The organism is Thalassococcus sp. (assembly GCF_982780845.1).
Window position 1 is genome coordinate 69,953 of sequence record NZ_CEYADA010000011.1, and the last position, 21,101, is coordinate 91,053.

General features: G+C 55.4%; 15 protein-coding genes. 11 read left to right on the forward strand and 4 right to left on the reverse strand.

Annotation, left to right across the window (positions count from 1 at the left end):
- Window positions 1-43 precede the first annotated feature (43 nt).
- A complete protein-coding gene (locus tag AC4FIA_RS13155; RefSeq protein ID WP_490366233.1) occupies window positions 44-1,156 on the forward strand; it encodes a metallophosphoesterase family protein in 1,113 nt (370 codons plus the stop codon).
- Complete coding sequence (locus tag AC4FIA_RS13160) at window positions 1,153-3,789, forward strand: AAA family ATPase (RefSeq protein WP_490366234.1); 2,637 nt, start codon at window positions 1,153-1,155, stop codon at window positions 3,787-3,789. Before AC4FIA_RS13155 ends, AC4FIA_RS13160 begins: the two co-directional genes overlap by 4 nt.
- Window positions 3,790-3,809: 20 nt before the next feature.
- Here the strand turns inward: AC4FIA_RS13160 and AC4FIA_RS13165 are convergent, their stop codons facing one another.
- From AC4FIA_RS13165 to dctP, 3 genes are all read right to left on the reverse strand, one after another.
- Window positions 3,810-5,165: a TRAP transporter large permease gene (locus AC4FIA_RS13165; RefSeq protein WP_490366235.1), complete on the reverse strand. Its 1,356-nt coding sequence runs from the start codon at window positions 5,163-5,165 to the stop codon at window positions 3,810-3,812.
- Between the two features lie 4 nt (window positions 5,166-5,169).
- Window positions 5,170-6,477 (reverse strand): TRAP transporter small permease subunit, encoded by a 1,308-nt coding sequence (locus AC4FIA_RS13170; protein WP_490366236.1) that lies wholly within the window; start codon window positions 6,475-6,477, stop codon window positions 5,170-5,172.
- Between the two features lie 93 nt (window positions 6,478-6,570).
- Entirely contained in the window at window positions 6,571-7,668 is a 1,098-nt protein-coding gene (dctP, locus tag AC4FIA_RS13175) for a TRAP transporter substrate-binding protein DctP (RefSeq protein ID WP_490366237.1), read from the reverse strand.
- 345 nt (window positions 7,669-8,013) lie between these two features.
- Here dctP and kynU point away from each other — a divergent pair, with 345 nt between their 5' ends.
- Window positions 8,014-9,207, forward strand: a complete 1,194-nt coding sequence (kynU, locus tag AC4FIA_RS13180; protein ID WP_490366238.1) for a kynureninase — start codon at window positions 8,014-8,016, stop codon at window positions 9,205-9,207.
- Window positions 9,208-9,209: 2 nt separating this feature from the next.
- Here kynU and AC4FIA_RS13185 read toward each other — a convergent pair whose 3' ends face one another.
- A complete protein-coding gene (locus AC4FIA_RS13185) occupies window positions 9,210-10,106 on the reverse strand; it encodes a hydrogen peroxide-inducible genes activator (RefSeq protein WP_490366239.1) in 897 nt (298 codons plus the stop codon).
- A 162-nt stretch (window positions 10,107-10,268) separates the two neighbouring features.
- Between AC4FIA_RS13185 and katG the strand changes: the two genes are divergently transcribed.
- From katG to AC4FIA_RS13225, 8 genes are all read left to right on the forward strand, one after another.
- Window positions 10,269-12,494 carry a catalase/peroxidase HPI gene (gene katG, locus AC4FIA_RS13190; protein WP_490366240.1) on the forward strand — a complete coding sequence of 742 codons (2,226 nt, stop codon included), beginning with the start codon at window positions 10,269-10,271 and terminating at the stop codon, window positions 12,492-12,494.
- A gap of 332 nt (window positions 12,495-12,826) precedes the next feature.
- The gene (locus AC4FIA_RS13195; RefSeq protein ID WP_490366241.1) at window positions 12,827-14,815 is read left to right on the forward strand and encodes an FAD-dependent oxidoreductase; all 1,989 of its coding nucleotides are present in this window, start codon (window positions 12,827-12,829) and stop codon (window positions 14,813-14,815) included.
- A gap of 3 nt (window positions 14,816-14,818) precedes the next feature.
- Window positions 14,819-16,318, forward strand: a complete 1,500-nt coding sequence (locus AC4FIA_RS13200) for an ammonia-forming cytochrome c nitrite reductase subunit c552 (RefSeq protein ID WP_490366242.1) — start codon at window positions 14,819-14,821, stop codon at window positions 16,316-16,318.
- Between the two features lie 45 nt (window positions 16,319-16,363).
- Window positions 16,364-16,939, forward strand: a complete 576-nt coding sequence (locus AC4FIA_RS13205) for a Tll0287-like domain-containing protein (protein WP_287476392.1) — start codon at window positions 16,364-16,366, stop codon at window positions 16,937-16,939.
- Between the two features lie 2 nt (window positions 16,940-16,941).
- The gene (locus AC4FIA_RS13210; protein WP_490366243.1) at window positions 16,942-17,385 is read left to right on the forward strand and encodes a c-type cytochrome; all 444 of its coding nucleotides are present in this window, start codon (window positions 16,942-16,944) and stop codon (window positions 17,383-17,385) included.
- 242 nt (window positions 17,386-17,627) lie between these two features.
- Window positions 17,628-19,097, forward strand: a complete 1,470-nt coding sequence (locus AC4FIA_RS13215) for a TolC family protein (protein ID WP_490366244.1) — start codon at window positions 17,628-17,630, stop codon at window positions 19,095-19,097.
- Entirely contained in the window at window positions 19,098-19,964 is an 867-nt protein-coding gene (locus tag AC4FIA_RS13220; RefSeq protein ID WP_490366245.1) for an efflux RND transporter periplasmic adaptor subunit, read from the forward strand. It abuts the gene before it with no gap.
- Window positions 19,964-21,055, forward strand: coding sequence for a BamA/TamA family outer membrane protein (locus AC4FIA_RS13225; protein ID WP_490366246.1), 1,092 nt, complete (start codon window positions 19,964-19,966; stop codon window positions 21,053-21,055). Before AC4FIA_RS13220 ends, AC4FIA_RS13225 begins: the two co-directional genes overlap by 1 nt.
- Window positions 21,056-21,101: the final 46 nt, after the last annotated feature.

Consider the following 21,101-nt stretch of genomic DNA (forward strand, 5'->3'; position numbering starts at 1 on the left):
TCAACGCGGTTTGCGTCTTGTCAGTTAATCCGGTGCGCTGATTGTGATCCGCTTTCTGCACAGTTCCGACCTGCATTTGGGCAAGCCATTCGGCCGTTTTGAAGAAGATGTTCGCGCGGCCTTGAAAGTGACCCGTCAATCCATTGTGTCCCGACTAGGGTCTTTGGCGCAGGAGCGACAAGCGTCGCATGTCTTGCTGGCCGGTGACACCTTTGACGCGGAAACACCGCCACCGCGTGTGATCCGGCAAATGTTGAACGATGTGGCCAAGTATCCTGATGTGACGTGGGTCATTCTGCCGGGGAACCACGATTCACTGGCTGCGACCGAACTTTGGCGGGTGTTGCGGCGGGATGCCCCCGAAAACTTTCTTCTGGCAACCGAGGCCGAGGCGATCACCTTGAATGCGCAAACGGTCCTTCTTCCGGCGCCTTGTACAGCGCGCGATCCGGGCCGCGATCTGACCGCGTGGATGGAAGGCCATGATACGGGCGACATGATCCGTATCGGGCTGGCACATGGCAGTATCCGCGATTTTCGCAGTTCCGAAGACATCGGCGGCACCAGCGGCGGGGTGATCCCACCGGATCGAAGCACAACTGCCAAGCTGGACTACCTTGCCATCGGCGACTGGCATGGCCGGATCGAGGTATTGCCAAACACATGGTATTCAGGCACGCCCGAGCCCGACAGTTTCAAAGAACACCGAACGGCCGGATGCAATCTGGTGGAAATTTCTGCGCATGGTCAGCCGGTTAAAGTTGAAGAAGTGCCCTTGGGCCAACTAGTCTGGCGTCACCTTGATATTGATCTGACCGAGACCGACGATTTTTCGTCGATCTTCCATGATCAAATGCCCGACGTGCATCAACGCCAACACTGCCTTTTCGAGGTTGTGATGACCGGTCGGCAATCACTCGGGCATCGGCAGGACGCGATCGATCTATTAAACAAGGTCGCTCCAGATTTCCTTCATTTTGAAGTCGATATGTCGGGCCTATCCATTCTTCCGGACACGACCGATCTCGATAAGATCGACACAACCGGCGCGCTGCGGCATGCTGCCGATGTGCTGGCCCAAGAGGCCGAGGACGGAGATAAAATTGCGGCCTCGGCCCTAGCCCGCTTGTTTTCCTATGCCGAGGGCGAGGCATGAAACTGCGGAGCCTGACACTTGAAAACATTCGCCGTTTCGCCGGGAAAACCGCCCGTCTGGACGGTATCGGGGACGGGATCACCGTTGTTTCCGAAGCAAACGAGTTTGGGAAGACCACATTCTTCGATGCGCTCCACGCCTTGTTTTTTGAGAAATATTCATCGTCGGGAAAAACGATCAAATCGTTGCAGCCGGCGTCGGGCGGTGGGCTTCGGATAGCAGCCGAGTTTGAACACGATGGCGCGCTGTATCGTCTTGAAAAGCGGTTTCTTAGTAAAAAGGGCGCGGCGCTGTTTGATGGCGCGACCAATCGATTGATCGTGCAGGACGGCGAAGCCGAGGCTTGGGTCACACGGCTTTTGGGCGAAGGCGATGGCGGGCCTGCGGGCTTGCTTTGGGTCAGGCAGGGCGTTCTTGGGCTTGAAGCTGAAAATGCCAGTCAGGGCGAGAAAAAGAAGCTGGCCGATGCGCGCCGTGATCTGATGTCGTCTGTCATGGGGGAAATCGATGCGGTCACAGGCGGGCGTCGTATGGATCGGATTCGCAAAGACTGCGAAACGGATCTGCGCGCGATCACCACGCCGACTGGTCGGCCAACGGGTGCATGGAAGCAGGCGCTGGATGAACAGGCCGCATTGCAGGATGAACTGGAAACCCTGACAGGGCAATGCAGTGTGTTGCAGTCAACTCTGCGCGAACGTGCGCAGGTCGAAGCCGAACTTTTCCGGTTGAACGATCCGGACGCACGCAGACGTCTGGCAGATGATCTGGATGCCGCGCAGCAGGAGTTCGGGAAAGCCCAAGCGCAAGAAGGCAAGATCGCTGAGGCGCAGCAAAGAGTAGTGATCTGCCAAATGGAGCAAGACCGGATCACACGCGAATTGTCGGGCTTCGATGAAAAGACGCGACAGTTTGATTTGGCGGTTAGCCAGTTGGCATCACTCAATGCTCAAATCGCAGAGGCGACCGAGCAAGAGAGCGCATCAAAGGCCCGATTGGTCGAAGCGCGTCAGGCTTTGAATGCAGGACAGGTAGATATCCAGAAACGTCGCGCGGCGATGGATCAGGCTTTGAAACATGAAAAGCTGAAATCAGCCGAACAAGAGCTTGCGCGTTTGAACAGTGTTCTGAAGCAAGCCAAGGAACACGTGGAGACGATCCGCCAAGCGGAGTCAATTTTGAAGGCCACCAAGGCGACAAAGGCCGATCTCACCCGTGCCGAAGGTTTAGCGCGCGATATCCTACATGCCGAAACCGTGATCGCGGCAACGGCCCCCAGTTTGAAACTGACATATTTGTCAGATCAACGGGCGATGCATAATGGAAAGCCCGTAGATCAGGATGGGTTGATCGCGTTGCACGACGGATCTGAAATCGAGTTTCCGGGCATGGCAAAGCTGGTCTTCTCGTCAGGCAAGGATGGGACAGAACAGCTTCGGACGGCGTTAGAACGCAATCGCGCAGAATTGCAGGCGATCTTGGACAATTGCGCGCTGTCGTCAGTGGATGAGCTAAGAAATGCATTACGGGGCGCAACACACGCCGAGGCGCAAAAAGTAACCGCAAAACAGGTTCTTAACGCCCTTGCTCCGGACGGAATAGACGCCATTCATGCGCGCGTGAAAGAGCTCGCTGCGCTTGGGCAGAACCTAGATGCTGACGACGGTGAAGGCGTCACTGTTGATGAGGCGCGTCATGCTCTCAGGTCATCCGAAGACGCTTTGAATACCTTGCAGGTTGCCACTTCTGCCGCACAAACGTCTTACGATCAACATCGTGAAACGGTCATCCGATTGGGGGCAGAGCGCAATGTTTGCCAGCAAAACATTGATCGCTTCAATCATGACCTGGGCGATGAAGCCGCGCGCAGTGATCTTAAATCCAAGATGCTATCGGACTTGGCCACGGCCAGCCAAAAGACCAATGAGGCCACGCAGGCGCTTGAAGATATGCGGAAACAATCCGCAGATATCCTGACCGTGCGCGCAAATCTGCAAAGGTCTGAGGCGGCGATGAAAGCCGCGAACGACCGGCGTGCCGCGCTTGGATTGCGTCAAACCGATCTGAACGCGCGGATTGAGGCGCAGGCTGGTCAAGGGATCGAAGAAAAGCGCGATGAAACGGCCGAGCGATTGGAGCGTGTCAGCCAGCGGGTCCAGCGTTTCGAAGATGAAGCAGCGGCCTTGACCAAACTTCTGACCGTGTTGGATGCCATGCGGGAACAGGCACGTGAGACGTATTTCGGGCCGGTTCAGGAAGAACTCGAACCTTTGCTGAAAATCCTTCACGGCGAAGCGGCGCTTCAGTTCGACAGTGATACCGTGATGCCCGAAGTTCTGACGCGAAACGGGGATGAGGAGAGGCTGGATAGCCTGTCTGGTGGCACGCAAGAACAGATCGCTATTCTGACACGGCTGGCCTTTGCGCGTTTGTTTGCGCGGCAGGGGCGTCATGTTCCGGTGGTTCTGGATGATGCGCTGGTGTTCTCGGATGATGACCGCATTATCAGAATGTTCACGGCGTTGAACCGAGTGGCGCTAGATCAGCAGATATTGGTCTTTACCTGCCGCCAGATGGCCTTTGCCCAGTTGGGCGGGCACCAGCCCGTCATTCAGATCGACGATCTTCACTAACGGGCTGATACATTTTCAAGTCAATCGTAGACGATGTTTGGTAGCCAGGTGATGACCTCGGGCACCAACATACAAATCACCAAGCCCACCAACTGAAGCGCCAGGAATGGAAGGGCGGATTTGAAGATGTCGCTCATCGGGATTTCCGCAGGTGCGACCCCGCGCAGATAGAATAGCGCGTATCCGAACGGTGGAGACAGGAAGCTCATCTGCATGTTCACCAGATAGAGCACGCCGAACCACAGAACGAGGTCATCGGCACTTTCCAGACCGAAGGCCTGCGCGCCCAGCGCCTTGATGATCGGCACAAAGATCGGAACGCAGAGCAGCAGAATGCCGACCCAGTCAAGGAACATGCCAAGGATCACCAGCAGAACCTGCATCAGGATCAGAATACCCCAAGGGCCAAGACCTGTGGCGGCAAGGCTTTCTTGTACGAACTGCTGACCACCTTCCAGGACATAGAGCCCCACAAAGATCGTCGCGCCAAACATGATCCAGATCACCATGGCCGACGCCTTGAGCGTGGTCAGGCTTGCCTCCCGTACCGTCTGCCAGTCCAGCTTGCGGTGAATGGCTGCCACGATGAACGCACCGAAGGTACCGATCCCAGCGGCTTCAACAGGTGTCGCAACACCCGAGAAGATGACACCAAGAACCACAACGATCAGTGCGATCGGGGCGGACATGCGACCAATCAGGCGGACCTTTTCGATATTGGACACGCGTTCCGATACAGGGATCGCAGGCCCGAGGTCCGGATTGATCGTACAGCGGATGACCGCATAGAGGATGTAGAAACCGGACAACATCAGGCCGGGGATAACCGCGCCGATAAACAGTTCACCCACCGACTGTTCCGCAACCACCGCGTAGATGATCGCAAGAATGGACGGCGGGATCAGGATGCCCAGCGTACCACCAGCCATGATCGATCCCATCGCGATTTTGGGGTCATACCCACGGTTCAACATGGCGGGCAGGGCGATGATACCCATGGTCACAACCGCTGCTCCGATCACACCCACCATCGCCGCAAGAACGGTCGAAGCAAGAACAGTTGCAGCAGCAAGGCCACCACGGACACCGCCCAGAACCTTGTAGATCACGTCGAACATTTCGTTGATCAATCCCGCCCTTTCCAACATGGCGGCCATGAATATGAACAGGGGAATGGCGGATAGCTGATAGTTGGTCATCAGCGGGAAGATGCGGCTTGGCACAATGTTCAGGGCGCGTTCATCCCCGAGGACGAACAGGAACACACAGGCCAGACCACCGGTCACAAAGGCCAGCGGCAAGCCAGCCATCAGAAGCGCCAGTAGGCTTCCGAACATAATGAGCGTCAAAAGCTCGATGCTAATATCAAGTCCCATAAGTTCAGTTTCCTTGCGCCAATGTGCGGATGTCCTTGCCCAGTTTCGAGACCCCCTGAAGGACCAAGAGCAAGCCACCAATCACCATGACCCACTTCATAGGCCACAACGGCACTTCCCATTCGTTAAAGCTGATTTCACCCCAGCGGATGTTCGGATCGGTCCATTGCGACAGGGACCAGTTTGCCAACATCTCGGACGTCGGGATTTCCCCACGTGCCCACTGCGACAACAGACCGTTGCCCGACGGAACCGAGATTGCGTCCATCGCAAAGATCCAACTGGTGACCAGCAGTGTTCCTGCAAAGATGAAGAAGAACACGGATGTGACCAGATCGGTCCACGCCTTTTTCTTCTTTGACAACGGGGCATAGAAGATATCGACGCGCACATGGCTTTCGGTCAGCATCGCGTAGGAGCCGGCGATCAGGTACTGCATGCCGAACATCAGATACATCGCTTCGTGCGCCCAGTTTGTCGGGCTGTTGAATACGTAGCGCGAGATAACTTCGAAGTAGTAGACAAAGACCGCGATCACCGCCCAATAGGCAGTGAACTCACCGGCATAAAGGCAAAGGCGGTCGATCCAGTTATCGGCGAACCGGCTGTCTTCCTCCATCGTGCCAATGCCAGCTTCACGAAGTTTGCGATCATTTTCGCTTTCTTTCTCGAAACTGAGTTTCGAATTTGCCTTGGCAATCAGGCCAGGCAAAAGCAATACATCGACGGCCATGGCGGCAAGAAGAAGATAAAACGCGTATTTGGATGCGTTGCGCCAGAATGCCAGATTGGATTGCGCGTCGCCCAAAGAATCCCCGATCTCGGCAATCGACGCCTCGGCTTCGGCAATGCGATCTTGCCCTTTGGCGATCGTATCCTCTGCACGGGCAACGCGGCGATCAGCGATCTTGCGGGCGGTCGAGCCTTCTTCGGTTTCTGCAGCCGCCGCTTTTAAGGCGTCGAGCTCTGCAATGGCCTCATCCACGCGGGGCTTTTCGCGGTCCAGAACCCTTTCAGCGATCCGCACCTCGTTCGAGACGTCTGATACGACGCTGCGGGCTTTCTGGCCTTCCGCGTTGGAAAAGAGGATCATCAGGAAGACCGGTATAAACGCCAGCCCCAGAAGGCTTTTGACGTAAAACCGGTGCAATCCGATCATCCCGCCGGTCACAAGGATCATGTATCCAAGCGGCAGCGAATACTTTTTGTTGTTAACTTTCGGCCGTTTGGCCAGCGCCATGGCGATCAGGGGAAAGACGATCAGCCCCACCCAATACAGCCAATGCGGCAGAGAAAAACTCAGACCTTGCATGTGTGCATGTCCCTTGTCCCGTAGGGGAGTGTTGGTGTCGCAAAACCGCCCGGCCTCTAGGGCCGGACGGTTTCGTCGAGGTATTGATAAGCCTTAAAGCTTCAGTTCCAGACCGTTGGTCATGGCCGGATCGACATAGCCCAAAGAACCAGACTGCATGTAATCAAGGATAACCTTGAAGACGCGCGCAGCCTGCGGATCGCGGTTGGCGTAATCGAACCAGATCGGCACGGCGACTTCGGTCATGATTTCGACGTCGTCCTGGCTGAGGCGCGTGACCTCGGTGCCATCCGCTTCGAACTTGGCCCATGCTTCTTGGTCGGCTTTCTGGATCGCGGCGTGGTGCATGTCGGAATAGACGTGCGTTTCCATTTCGACGAACTGCTGCATCTCGGGCGACAGCGCATCCCAGGATGCTTTGCCAACCGTGATGTCCATGATGTCGACCGGCTGGTAGACCGACATAAAGCCCGGAGGGCCCATGACGATGTAATCGGTCACCTGGCTGAAGCCGAGAGCATAGTTCACCGCTGGCCCCACATAGTCGGCCACGTCGATGGTGCCTTTTTCCAGAGCCGGGAAGATTTCCGACCCCGGAAGAACCGTTGTTTCCGCGCCAAGCTGGGTAAAGATTTCAGCAACCATACCACCGGGTAGGCGCATCTTGCGGCCAGCAAAGTCGTCGACCGAACGGATCGGAACCTTGGAGTGGATGATGTTCGGGCCGTGGTGTACCGGACCGACAAAGTGCATACCCTGAGCCGCATACAGTTCGCGCGCAATGTCCAGACCACCAAGGCCGTAATAGAATACGTCGTATTCATGTGGGTTCCGCAGACCCAGCGGGAACGACGACAGGAACACGGCAGCGGGGATGATGCCCTGAGCATAAATTGTAAACGGGTTCACAGCATCCAGAACGCCGTTTTTCACCGCATCGTAAAGCTGGAAATCGCCCACAACGTCGTTTGCGCCGAACGGTGTAAAGCTAAGCTCACCACCGGTTTTTTCCTGAATGGTGGCACACCAGTCCTTGAAAATCTGCAGACCTGCGCCGCCGGGCCAGCTTGTCTGGATTTTCCAGTTGGTGCCGTGCGCCGCAGCGGTGGCGATATGTGGTGCGGCCAAACCAGCAGCACCAACTCCTGCCAGCGTGCGAAGCGCCATGCGTCTGTTGGTTAGTTTTGTCATAATGTCTCCTCCCTGACTTCAGAAGGAACTTGCGATATCCGCAAGTCTGAACCGGCCACACCAAAGGGACGCGTGCCCAAAGCAGCGTGTGTTGAACGGTCTCCTCCCTGATGCAAAGCGTAGAACCGTTGCTGCGCTTTGCAATACTATATTGCACACAAAAAACTAATCTGAATACAAATTGTATACATGACAATGAAAACACTGGATAAAAATCCACAATCGACGTGGTCTGAAATAAGATTGAACTTGAGCCGTGGCTATGATCTTCAATCGATAAAGGTGTTATCAAACGCCATAATGTTCTGACCAAGTGTCTGGATACACATTGAAAAAGGGGCCGACGTGACAACGATTCTACCGCGCAAAGACTTGTTCGTTTTGCCCGAAGGCATCATCTATCTGGACGGCAATTCCCTTGGTGTTCTGCCAAAGGCGGCCAGTGACCGGGCTTTGCAAACGATCAATCAGGAATGGGGGCAACACCTGATCCGTGCGTGGAATAGTGCAGGGTGGATGGATTTGCCACGCGTGGTCGGAAACCGGATCGCGCGATTGATAGGCGCACCAGAAGGCAGCGTCGCTACGGGCGATACTTTGTCGATCAAGGTCTATCAGGCGCTGGCGGCTGCGTTGAAAATGCGCCCTAACCGCAAAACCATCCTGTCGGACAGCGGTAACTTTCCGTCAGATTTGTACATGGCGCAGGGTATGATCGATACGATCGGGCAGGGTTACCGGCTTAAAACGGTGGCGCACGAGGAAATGTTGGACGCGATTGACGATGACACCGCCGTCGTCATGCTGACCCATGTCGATTACCGTAGTGGCCAGATGTACGACATGAAGGCCGTGACCCAAGCAGTGCAAAACGCGGGGGCTGTAATGTTGTGGGATCTTGCGCATAGCGCAGGCGCAGTGCCCGTAGATGTGGCCGCCAGCCAAGCGGAGTTCGCCGTCGGGTGCAGCTATAAGTATCTGAACGGCGGACCGGGCGCGCCGGCTTTTATCTATGTGCGCCCAGATATCGTATCAGACATCCAACCCGCTTTGTCCGGATGGTTGGGCCATGATGCGCCCTTCGCGATGGAGCATGACTATCGCCCGGCTTTCGGGACAGAGCGTATGAGGGTGGGCACACCGCCGATTGTCCAACTGGCCATTCTGGATGCGGCCTTGGATGTTTGGGACGACGTGGATATGGCTGACCTTCGAAATGCGTCGGTCGCTTTGTCCGAATGCTTTGTAGAAGAGGTTGAAAAGCGCTGTCCTGATCTTGAGCTTGCCTCGCCCCGAGACCCCGCGCAGCGCGGATCGCAAGTGTCGTTCAGGTTTGAAAACGGCTATGCCGCTATTCAAGCGCTGATTGCCCGAGGTGTGATCGGGGATTTCCGCGAACCGAACATCATGCGCTTCGGGTTCACGCCTCTTTATCTGGATTTGGATGATGTGCGGAAGGCAGCACAAATCCTGGGCGAGATCATGGACACTGATGCCTGGAACGATCCCAAGTTCATGACACGGGCCAAAGTGACCTGAGCTCAGGCAACTGCGGCTGCGCGTTTTACAACGTCTGCGATCTGTTCCATCTGCTTGGCCAAGGGGCTGGATTTACGCCAGACCATGCCAATGGTCCGCTTTGGAACCGGATCGGCAAAGTGCTGAACCGTGACCGGTGCCGATCTTGTTTCAATCGGGACGGCCATTTCCGGGATCAGGGTGACGCCCATACCCGCGCCGACCATCTGTACCAAGGTGGTCAGGGAACTGCCGTCCAGCAGTTCACGGGGGAGGGTAGATTGTAGTTTGCAGAACGACAACGCCTGATCGCGAAAGCAGTGGCCTTCCTCCAACAGCAAAAGCCGCATCTTGTTCAGATTCTCGGCACTGGGCACAGGTTTGTCAGCATCGCTGTTGTGGCGGACCAGCACAAAATCCTCTTCGAATAACGGCAATTCATTCAGCGACGTTTCCGACACAGGAAGGGCCACAATCGCCATGTCCAGCTTTCCCTGTGTCAGTTCCTGAACCAGTTTCTGAGTTTGGGTTTCCCGAATGCGGACGTCCAGATTTTCGTGCTCAAATGTCAGCCTGCCGATAATCTTTGGAATAAGGTAGGGCGCGATGGTCGGGATCACGCCGATCCGCATCCGACCGGACAAATCGGACGAGGCGGAAACCCGCGCAAGATCCTGAAGCTCTTCGACAGACCTGAGAACGGCGCGGGCGCGCTCCGCTACAGCCGCGCCAAAGTGGGTCAAACGCACCTGTCTTGCCGAGCGTTCGAAAAGCGGCGCGCCCAGTGTTTCTTCTAATTCCTTGATCTGCATGGAAAGCGCAGGCTGCGAGATCGCGCAGACATCTGCGGCACGGCCAAAGTGGCCGTGTTCTATCAAGGCCTCAAAGTATCTGAGCTGTTTAACGGTCACATCTTTCATCAGGCAAACTTATCGTAACAATCAGAAAATACAACTTTTGTTAATTGAAGGGCTTTGATACGTAACTGTCACTTCGACAGGGCATGCTCGGTGTCCTACGATACGCGGGTGGGGGCTCCCATCCTTTATAGAATTTCGCTTTCCAGCTATCCGGAGGTCATCATGGACGGAAATGATATCCCCAGCGGCGGCAAATGCCCCGTCATGCACGGCACGACAGCCAGCAACACAACTTTCAGCGTGCGTTCCAACCGCGACTGGTGGCCGAACCAGCTGAACCTGAAAATCCTTCACCAGAACTCTGACCTGTCGAATCCGATGGCGAAGGATTTCGATTACAAAAAAGAATTCGAAGCGCTGGATTATGATGCCCTGAAGCAGGACATCTACGCGCTGATGACAGACAGCCAGGACTGGTGGCCGGCTGACTATGGCCACTATGGCCCGTTCTTCATCCGTATGGCATGGCACTCTGCCGGTACATACCGGACGGCTGATGGCCGCGGCGGTTCCCGTTCCGGCACCCAGCGGTTTGCGCCGCTGAACAGCTGGCCGGACAACGGCAACCTTGATAAAGCGCGTCGTCTGCTGTGGCCGATCAAACAGAAGTACGGCAACCAGATTAGCTGGGCTGACCTGATGATCCTTGCAGGTAACTGCGCGCTGGAAAGCATGGGTTTCAAAACATTCGGTTTTGCCGGTGGTCGTGAAGACATCTGGGAACCCGAAGAAGACATCTATTGGGGCGCAGAGGCCGAATGGCTGGCAACGTCTGACAAAGAAGGCAGCCGCTATTCCGGTGAACGCGATCTGGAAAACCCGCTGGCTGCTGTTCAGATGGGTCTGATCTATGTGAACCCTGAAGGTCCGGACGGTAACCCCGATCCGCAGGCAGCAGCTTACGATATCCGTGACACGTTCGGCCGTATGGCTATGAACGATGAAGAAACAGTTGCGCTGATCGCAGGCGGCCACACATTCGGTAAGTGCCACGGTGCTGGCGACGCCGCGCTGGTCGGCCCCGAGCCGGAAGCCGCAGGCATCACCGAGCAGGGGCTGGGTTGGATGTGCTCGTTCGAGTCCGGCAAAGGCGACCACGCAATCACATCCGGTCTGGAAGGTGCATGGACGCCGAACCCGACCGTCTGGGACAACGGCTATTTCGACATGCTGTTCGGCTATGAGTGGGAACTGACAAAGTCCCCCGCAGGCGCACACCAGTGGAAAGCTGTTGACGTCAAGGACGAAGACCTTGCACCGGCGGCACACACCGCAGGCAAGCGTGTTCCGACAATGATGGCGACAACCGACATCAGCCTGCGCACTGACCCGGCGTATCTGGAAATCTCTAAGCGGTTCCACAAGAACCCCGAAGAGTTCGCAGATGCATTTGCGCGCGCATGGTTCAAGCTGACCCACCGCGACATGGGTCCGAAATCCACGTACCTTGGTAAAGAAGCGCCGGCAGAAGACCTGCTGTGGCAGGATCCGCTTCCGGCAGCAGACTATGCGCAGATCGACGACAATGACGTCGCTGACCTGAAAGCAAAGCTTCTGGATTCCGGTCTGAGCGCAGAAGAGCTGATCTTCACCGCTTGGGCGTCTGCCTCCACATTCCGTGGTTCGGACAACCGTGGTGGTGCAAACGGTGCACGCATCCGTCTGGCACCTGCGAAAGATTGGGAAGCCAACAATCCTGCACAAACCGCAAAGGTTCTGAAGGTTCTGGAGGGCATCCAGTCCGACTTCAACGCCTCTGCCGGTGACAAGCAGGTGTCGATTGCTGACCTGATCGTTCTTGGCGGTAGTGCTGCGATTGAGGCTGCGGCTGCGAAAGCGGGTCACAACATCACTGTTCCGTTCACAGCGGGCCGTGTTGATGCGACGCAAGAGATGACAGACGTTGAATCCTACGGCGTTCTTGAGCCCGTCGCAGATGGTTTCCGCAACTACCAGCAAAAGGAATTCACTGTTCCTGCTGAAAAGCTGCTGGTGGACCGTGCTCAGCTTCTGACGCTGACGGCGCCTGAAATGACTGTTCTTCTGGGCGGCCTGCGTTCTTTGGGCATCACGCAGGACGGCACCAAGCACGGTGTTCTGACAAACCGTCCCGGCACGTTGTCGACAGACTTCTTCGTCAACCTGCTGGACATGGGCGTAAAGTGGGAAGCCACCAACCCCGAAGAAACAGAGTTCGTGGCAAAGGACCGCGCAACCGGAGAAGAAAAATGGACCGGCACACGTGTCGATCTGGTCTTCGGTTCGAATTCCCAGCTGCGTGCTCTGGCAGAAGTTTACGCATGTGACAAAGCGCAAGACGCATTCGTTGCTGACTTTGTTGCCGCATGGACCAAAGTCATGAACGCGGATCGTTTCGATCTGGCGTAAATCCGGAATAAGTCCCCGGTTACAACGCGTCCCTTCGGGGGCGCGTTTTTTGTTTCCCGTCTGAGATGAGAATTATTTCGCACCTGCAGAAGCGGAATTCCGGACATAAATTGACGTCTTTATAAGCAACTGCGTCGATATGTGTCGCATTTCTGGAAATATTCGGTGCAGGTGCAGCATTAATTTTGACATCAAAACCGATCCCGTACTTCCATGATCGTGCGGGCAACGGTGTCTGCATCCGGCGTTCATGACAGCGCCAAGTACATCAGAGCAAAGACGCTCCTTTCTTGTGGCTTCGGTCATGGGGATTTTTGCTTTGAGTATGAGATATGCAGGCAGTTGAGAACCACGCAACCTACATCGAACCGGACACCGGCAAGGAACGCATCATTGTCGTCGGCGGTGGGCCCGTTGGTGTAAGAACCGGACAATTACTAGCGAAGTCAGGACATTCTGTAACTTTGCTTAGCGATGAAGCGCACAAACCTTATAACCGTGTCCGTTTGACGCCCTTGTTGGGCGGTGATGTCCAGTTTGGCGAGATCGAGCTGGACGACATTTCGGATGTGGACGGCTCATTGGCGGTGTTGACCGGCATGCGCGTTATGCGGATTGATCGCGACAAGAAAGAGGTCGTGACAGGGGATGGATCAAGCTGGCCCTATGACAAGCTTGTTCTGGCAACCGGTTCATCGGCCTTTGTTCCGGGCATTCAGGGCAAGGATTTGCCGGGCGTTTTCACCTTTAGAACCGCCGACGATGCCTCTGCGCTTTTGGCGCGGTCATTTTCGGCGCGGAATGTCGTGATTATCGGCGGAGGTCTGTTGGGGCTAGAAGCAGCGCGTGGCTTGCAGAAACGCCAGTGCAACGTGACGGTCATCGAACACGAAGGCCGTCTGATGCCCCGTCAGTTGGATGTCGAGGCAGGCGAGCTTCTGAAAAAGCGTATTCAGAAAATCGGCGTCGCGGTGAAAACCGGTGTGCCTGTGTCCGAAATCGAAGGCGAAACCCGTGTTTCAGCCGTCAGCCTTGGGGATGGAACGCGGATCGAATGCGATACGGTCGTGATCTGCACCGGTGTCCGCGCAAACGTGGGCTTGGCGCAAAATTCTGGTCTGGCCTTTAACCGTGGCATTCGCGTCAACGATCAGATGCAAACCACGGACGAGAATATCTATGCCGTCGGTGAATGCGCGCAACATGATGGCCGGATGTACGGCCTTGTCGGACCGGGGTATGCGCAGGCCGAAGTTGCCGCGAAAACGATTGATGGCGAGGCCGCAGAATTCCACGGACATATCGGGGCGACAAAACTGAAAGTAATCGGCGCGGATGTGTTTTCCGCGGGAGATGTGGAACAGCTTGAAACCCGTCCGAACGTGAAAAGCCATGTCTGGCGGGATGGCGACAGCTATCGCCGGATTTTTATCGAACGCGGTAAACTGGTTGGTGCCATTGCCATTGGCGCTTGGGATCAGGTCAGCCGAATTCAGGATGCTGTTCAAAGCGGTGCTGTCGTTTATCCGTGGATGAACTTCCGGTTTTATAAGGAAGGTTCGTTCTGGTCAGCGCTTGAGCCCGAAGCATCTGATTTGCCGGATAGCGCTACGATTTGTAACTGCACAGGGGTGAGCTGCGGGCAAATTCGCGCGGCGATTTCGAATGGCGCAGGCAGCGAAGACGAGATTGGCGTGCAAACAGGGGCAGGGACCGTGTGCGGCACTTGTCGACCAGTTCTGGCCGAGTTGATCGATGCCGGTGCGCCCCCCAAACCGGTCAGCTTTTCCAAACCGCTGATCGCGATTTCCGCCGTGGCCGTTTTGATGGCATTGATCCCGATCCTGATCGGTGCCGTGCCGTTACCCGCCAGCTATGATGCGGACAGCCTGCGCACATGGCTTTGGCGGGATAATATTGTCAAACAATGGAGCGGGTTCATCCTGCTTGGTGTGATGTTGGCCGCGATGCTGATCGGGTTGCGGAAACGCATCCGGTTTTTCGACCGTTTCGGTGGATATGACGGCTGGCGGTTGGTGCATCTGGCGATTGGTCTTTTGGCGGTCGCTGGCTTCTTTGCGCATACCGGTTTCCGGCTTGGGTCCAACCTGAACTTCCTTTTAGGGATCACCTTTATCCTGACGCTGATCCTGGGCGCGGCCGCAGGCCTTGCGACCGGTGGCGATCATGCGCTGCGTGCCAAGCGTATCGGCACGGCGCGCAAACCTGCACGGCGTCTACCGACTTGGGGTCATATCCTTGCGATCTGGCCGCTGCCCGTTCTGATCCTTCTGCATGTCCTTGTTGTCTACGCGTACTGATTTATGAAACTGAATCGAACATATCTTTTCTGGGCTTTGTGGGCGTTCCTGACGCTGTTCGTAGCGGCAATCGGCGCGCGGGCGCTCTATGTATCCGGCGATCGGACTGCGTTTCTTCCCGGGGAAACGACAGGTGTTCACCATCAGTTCGAAGTGGCCTGTGAAACCTGCCACACATCGCCTGATTTCTCGGATGTATCGAAGATCACCAAGGATCTGAACAAGACCTGCGTCACCTGCCATAAGGACGAGTTGAAGGACGCCAACGACAGTCATCCGATCAAAAAGTTCAAAAATCCGCGGATGGCGGCGTATTGGGAAAAGATCGATGCGCGTTTCTGTACCTCCTGCCACCTTGAACACCAACCCGAAGACACCCTGCCGGGCATGGTCACGTTGGCTGGTGATTTCTGTGTGGCCTGCCATTCCGAAGGCGAACAGGATGTGCGCAAGAACCGCGAAAGCCACGCGGATTTGGGGTATGAGACCTGCGCATCCGCGGGCTGCCACAATTTCCACGACAACCGTGCGCTGTATGAAGATTTTCTTGTGAAGCACGGCAATGAAGACTGGCTTCATCCTGAACCCAAGATCGCAGCTGCCGCGTTGGCACGGGACCGTCCGCGCAGCGGCGAGGATGAGATTTCGATGTACCTTGCCTCGCTTGACGCGATCGAAAGCGCTCGGGATTCGGATATCGAACATGATTGGGCCGCAACGGTGCACGCTGCAAACGAAGTCGGATGTGCAAGTTGCCATGCCGCCGAGGCCGAGACGCCCGAACAAATCGACGAACAATGGATTGCCGCCCCCACAGAAGCCGTCTGCATTGATTGCCATCGCGCCGCGTCGCAAACCTTTGCGCTTGGTCGTCACGGGATGCGCCGCCATCCGGAGATTGCAAAACCGCGCAAGGCCAAATCTGCCTTGAAAGCCATCGGGATCAAGAACCCACCAGAAACGCTGGTTTCGGCCATCGAAACCTATCTGGACGATCCTGCGCCGCCCGCAATGATGTCGACGTCCGAGGCGCGTGTTTCCCTCCATCCAGAGGCGATGGGACAGGACGTGACTTGTACCACTTGCCACAACCCGCACTCTGAGAACGTGAACTTCACCGCCGTCGAAGCCTGCCTGACGTGCCACAACGACGATCACAGTCTGTCGTACAAAAGCAGTCCGCACTTTGCACTGTGGTCTGCTGAACTGGCCGGCGATGGTCCGGCTGGATCCGGTGTGACCTGCGCGACTTGCCACATGCCGCAGACCGAAAAAGGCGGCAAAGTTCTGACGAACCACAACCAGAACGACACCCTACGCCCGAATGAGAAAATGATCCGCGCGACTTGCATGTCCTGCCATGGCTTGGGCTTTGCGATCGACGCTTTGGCCGATCCTGCACTGATTGCCAACAATTTCTCGGGTCAACCCATGCGCCACATCGAAAGCATCGATTGGGCGTTGAAACGTGTGGAACAGCCGGCGACCGACGCCAATCAATGACCGGCTGTCCACATCACTGCAACCAACAGGTCACAGGAGACCATTATGTATTCTAAATTCGGAAAATTGAAAGCCGCAGTTCTGGGCGGTGCGTTGGCTTTGGGCGCGATGCAACCGGCAACCGCAGAAGAAGGTCTGGATTATCAAACGGTATCCGACCTTTTGCATCTGGTGATGAGCTCGGACCGTACGGTCTATACCCGTATGATCGTCAACCGTCTGGCGGTGCAGGAAAAAGTCATTACAGCGTCCGAGCACTTTGAGGATGACAAAGCGCTGGTGCTGCCTGCGCAGATGTTCCGTTTCGGCTCTGAAATGGTGGCGGAAGAAACAGATGCGTTTTCCTATTCGCTTCTGTCGCTGTGGCCCATCAACAAACAGAACGCGCCCACGACACCGCTGGAAATCGAAGGTCTTGAGTACATCGCCGAGAACATTGGCGAAAACTTCTATGGCACCGAAGAACTGGGTGGTCAGGAATACTTCACTGCGGTCTATCCGGATATCGCCGTGGCCGAGGCTTGCTCAAAGTGCCACAACGAACACAAAGACAGCCCCCGCACCGACTTTGAAGGCGGCGATGTCATGGGTGGTGTTGTGATCCGCATTCCGATGGACTGATCATGCGTTTATCGATTTACGCCTTTTTGTGCGTAACGTGTTTCGGCGGTGCCTTGGCATCCGCCGAAACAGGCGTTGCGTCGCCGGACGGTTTGGATGGGCTGGTCAAGGTGGAGCAGTTACCTGTACCCGACGATCCCTTACTTGCAGAGGGTCGGGATGTTTGGGGCGGGACCTGTCAGAACTGTCACGGCGGAAACAAATACACCGGCGCGCCCAAAATCACCTCGACCAAGGCTTGGAATGCGCGGATTGATCAAGGCATGGATGTTTTAGTCGATCACGCCTTGAACGGTTTTGTCGGACCCAAATACATGGAAATGCCAGCGCGCGGCGGTAATGAAGACCTGACGGACGAACAGGTAAAACTCGCCGTGGCCTTTATGGTTTGGGTAAGTGGTGGTGTTGACCCAGCTTTGGACTTTCTTGCGCAGTTGCCTCAGTGATCGTTCGTTCTCTGAGGTAATGTTGTAAAATCACATCCGGAACACACTGTTTTTTCTTTTTGTTTATCTCGTATGTGACTTTTCGCACATCCGATCTTCCGAATGCTTGCTAGACGATTTTAAACGCTTGATTTACGAAATCTTATAAAAAAAGATCAGGAAATTGAGATATAAAATTGCATATAGTGTGCGCTTCGTTAAGCTTGCATCAAAATATGCCAATCGGGGGATGGCGAGGGGTTATGAATTTCACCAGCAAAGCGGTCTGTGCGGTTTTGTGTTCGGCGTTGTTGTCGGCGTGTTCAAAAGAAGCAGAACCAGAAAGGCTGGCCGCGCTTCTTGCAGAAGGCTTGGGCGCCGAGAAATCGGCGAAAGCTGATCAGCGCCTCGCTAAGGCACTGGATCGAGGCAAAACGGCAGATCAACGGCAAGCTGCCTTTGGTGAAATGTCGACACCCGATGGTTCATCTTCTGCCGCTTCCTTGATCAATGCCGCGCTTGAGCGGAATTCAAGGATCGGCTCCGCTGCTGACGGGATTTCGCTGGCTGATGCAGAGCGCTTGAATGCGATTTTCGGTTATTTGCCACAAGTGTCCCTGTCCTACACCCAAGATCAGGTGGACCAGCAGGTTATTGAAACAGACAACGTGGTCTTCCAAGAAGGTCAGGCTCAGTATCCCGTAACCGTATTGTCCGCGCGGATCGAACAGCCGATCTTCGATCTCAGCCGAATTTTCGCGATTACCTACGCCAGCAATGCGCGTTCCCAGGCCGAAATCGACTACGTCGGAACAGTGCGGGATGTAGTCTATGAGGTTCTGGATACTTACGTAACAGCAACGCAGTCCAAGGCACGGTCTCGTGCGCTTCGTGAACGTATGCGGCTACTGGATCGTCAGGTATCTTCGCAAAACGTGTTGTCGGATACTGGTCTGGCCCAAATAGGCGAACCCGATGCGCTACGTTCGGAACGTTCTAGTCTTGCGTCTGAAGAAGCCCTAGAGGCAGCGCGTTATTCCGAGGCGCTTGGGCAACTCTCGATGCTGACCGGTGTTGTTGTTCGTGACGTTGAGAACTTCAATGTACCGAGCGGCGCCATTGGTACCGAACGCCGTCAGAACGTTGAGACTCTCGTTGAGCAGGGGCTTCGTGAGAATCCGAAAATGATGTCTGCTGCGCTAAGCGTTGTAGGGTCGGATATTGAACGAAAACAGGCAATTGCAGCTGACTTTTCACCTGTATTGGAAGCCTATGCGACCCTAGAACAGGAAACCCGTGATGCGAGCCGCTTTGGCGGCGGCTCCAAAACGCAAGATCAGGTCGTCGGCGTGCAGCTTAGCATTCCTTTGTTCAATGCCAGTGGAACAGGGTATGCAACATCTACGTCGTCCATCAAACTTCGGCAAAAAGCGTTGGAGTACTATTCGCTCGAACGACAGCTTGAAACAGACATCCGAGCGGCCCATGCTCGCTTGGGTGAACTGTCCAAAGCTATGTCCCAAGCGTCGACTGCGGCACGTCAGGCCACGTCCGCTGTGAATTCCGAACGGCGTCGAGTTGCGGCCGGTGAAAGCATCGATCTTGCAGTGTCCGCACGGGAAATTCGTTTGGCGCAGGTGAATGAACGGCGCGCCTTCTATCAGGCGGAATACGTGCGCACGTGGCTCAAGTTGCAGTACTTGACGGGGGTCGATCTAAGGCAGGGGTTCTAAATGCTGAATCTAATGTCATTGGGACGTAGAATTGGCGGTGCCATTGCCATCGTCTTTTGTCCGGTCAGCGTAACTGCACAGGAAGGTGGCATACTTTCCCCGGAGGCGTTTGCCGCCCGGGCTGGGCGGGTGGATAGCCTTCCGATTAATTGCACCATCAAACCGTTGCGCGTGGTCGAGCTGTCCGCGCCTGTGAGTGGTGTTGTCGCCGACGTTTACGCAAATCCCGGAGATCAGGTAGCGGTCGGCGATCCTTTGGTCAAAATGGACGATACATTGCTGAGAGCTGAATATGCTTTGGCTTTGGCCAAATCCGAGGCCGTCCAGAATTTGCGCGCTGCAGAAACCCGTCGGGATGGTCTGGCTGCAAAAGCAAACCGTCTGGCACGTGCGTATCGGCAAAAGGCTGTCAGCGCTGCCGAATATGAGGCCGCCCAGTTGGATCTTGCCTTGGCTGAAGCTGATATCTCTAAGGAAAAAGAGCTGTTGGCTTTGGCGAAATTGGAAGAGCAGCGGGTAGGCGCGCTTTTGCAGGAAACGGTGATCAGCAGCCCCGTTTCAGGCGTGTTAGGCGAAGATCTGATCGATCCCGGCGAGGCCGTTGGACAGAAACCTGTTGTGACGATTTACGTCAATCAGCCCTTGCGTGTTGAGGCCTATGTTCCCTCTGAAGCGTTGGCTGATTTTGTGGAGCGCGACCAATTTTCAATCCTTGTAAATAATGACACGACCCCGGTTGCGGTGAATTTCGATTACGCGTCGCAAGTGGCTGATCTGGCATCCAATACAATTAGCGTGTTCTTCAAACTGGACGCACCCGAGGTGCTTCCGGGGAGCAAATGCATTATGGGGAACGGGGGATCCTAATGGGCTTTGTCAGCAAATCATTCATCACGTGTGGTGTGCTTGTCGGACTGGCTTTGCCGGTTTATGCGGCTGAGGGTGCCTTGGTTGCTGGTGTAAGTTTTTCCAATCGTTACGGCGCGACGGGTAATCTGGGGCTGGAATTTAACGATCTGTTCAACGAGACGACGCAAGCACGGTTGGGCTTTCGTAGTGGCGAGAACGGTGAAGAATGGAGCGCGGGCCTAAGTACCGTTTACGGGCTGGGTGAAACAGCGCTTGGTCGTGAAACGTCTTTGCAGTTCGGGTTAAAGGCGAGCGTCTCAGACTGGGACGTGAATCCGTACCAGACCGAAAACTACGAATTCAATTTCGGCGTCGGAGGTAATCCTACCGAAATGTTGTCGTGGTATGCTGGCGCCTTTTTCAGACATGACAGTCTGAACAATGCAGACGACGGTTTTTCAGCGATAATTGTGGACGATTTGGGTTCAAGCGAAGCGTATGGACTTGAAGCGCAGCTGACATGGTCTGACAAGGATCGTGCTGAGGTTTTGCAAACGGGGTCGGTCCTAAGTCTTGGTATTGCCACCACGTTTAGCAACGAAGATTATCGCGACTGGTCCAGCTACAACGTGCGTGGCGAAACAACTGTTGGCGCGTTCGGTCAGAGCGTTTTGTTCGTGGGATTGGGCGGTGGAGCGGTGCGATCCAAATCGGATGAAAACCGCATTCATGTGCTGGACCGAATTTTTTCTAATTCCGATCTGCCGCGTGGGTTTGCCTGGGGGGCCACTGGCCCGATTGATCCTGTGACCGATGATGCCCTTGGTGGCACACGTTACGTGGCCGGTACCGTTGAATTGATGGCGCCGCTTCCACGTCCGGGTATGGCTGTCGGCGCATTTGTTGATGCGGGAAGTGTTTGGGATCTGGGTGATCTCGCATCAGATGGTGTCATTGATGACGACTATGATCTGCGCAGTTCGACCGGACTTTCTTTGATTTGGTCTTCAAATCATGGCCGCTTGCGTGCCTCGGTCGCTGAGCCAATCAGTTACAACGACGATGACGATCTGGAACGGTTTTCGTTTCAATTTACCGCCAGTTTTTAACTGGCTCGGGCCGGTTTTGGTCTGACTAAAAGTTTAAGCCGACGTC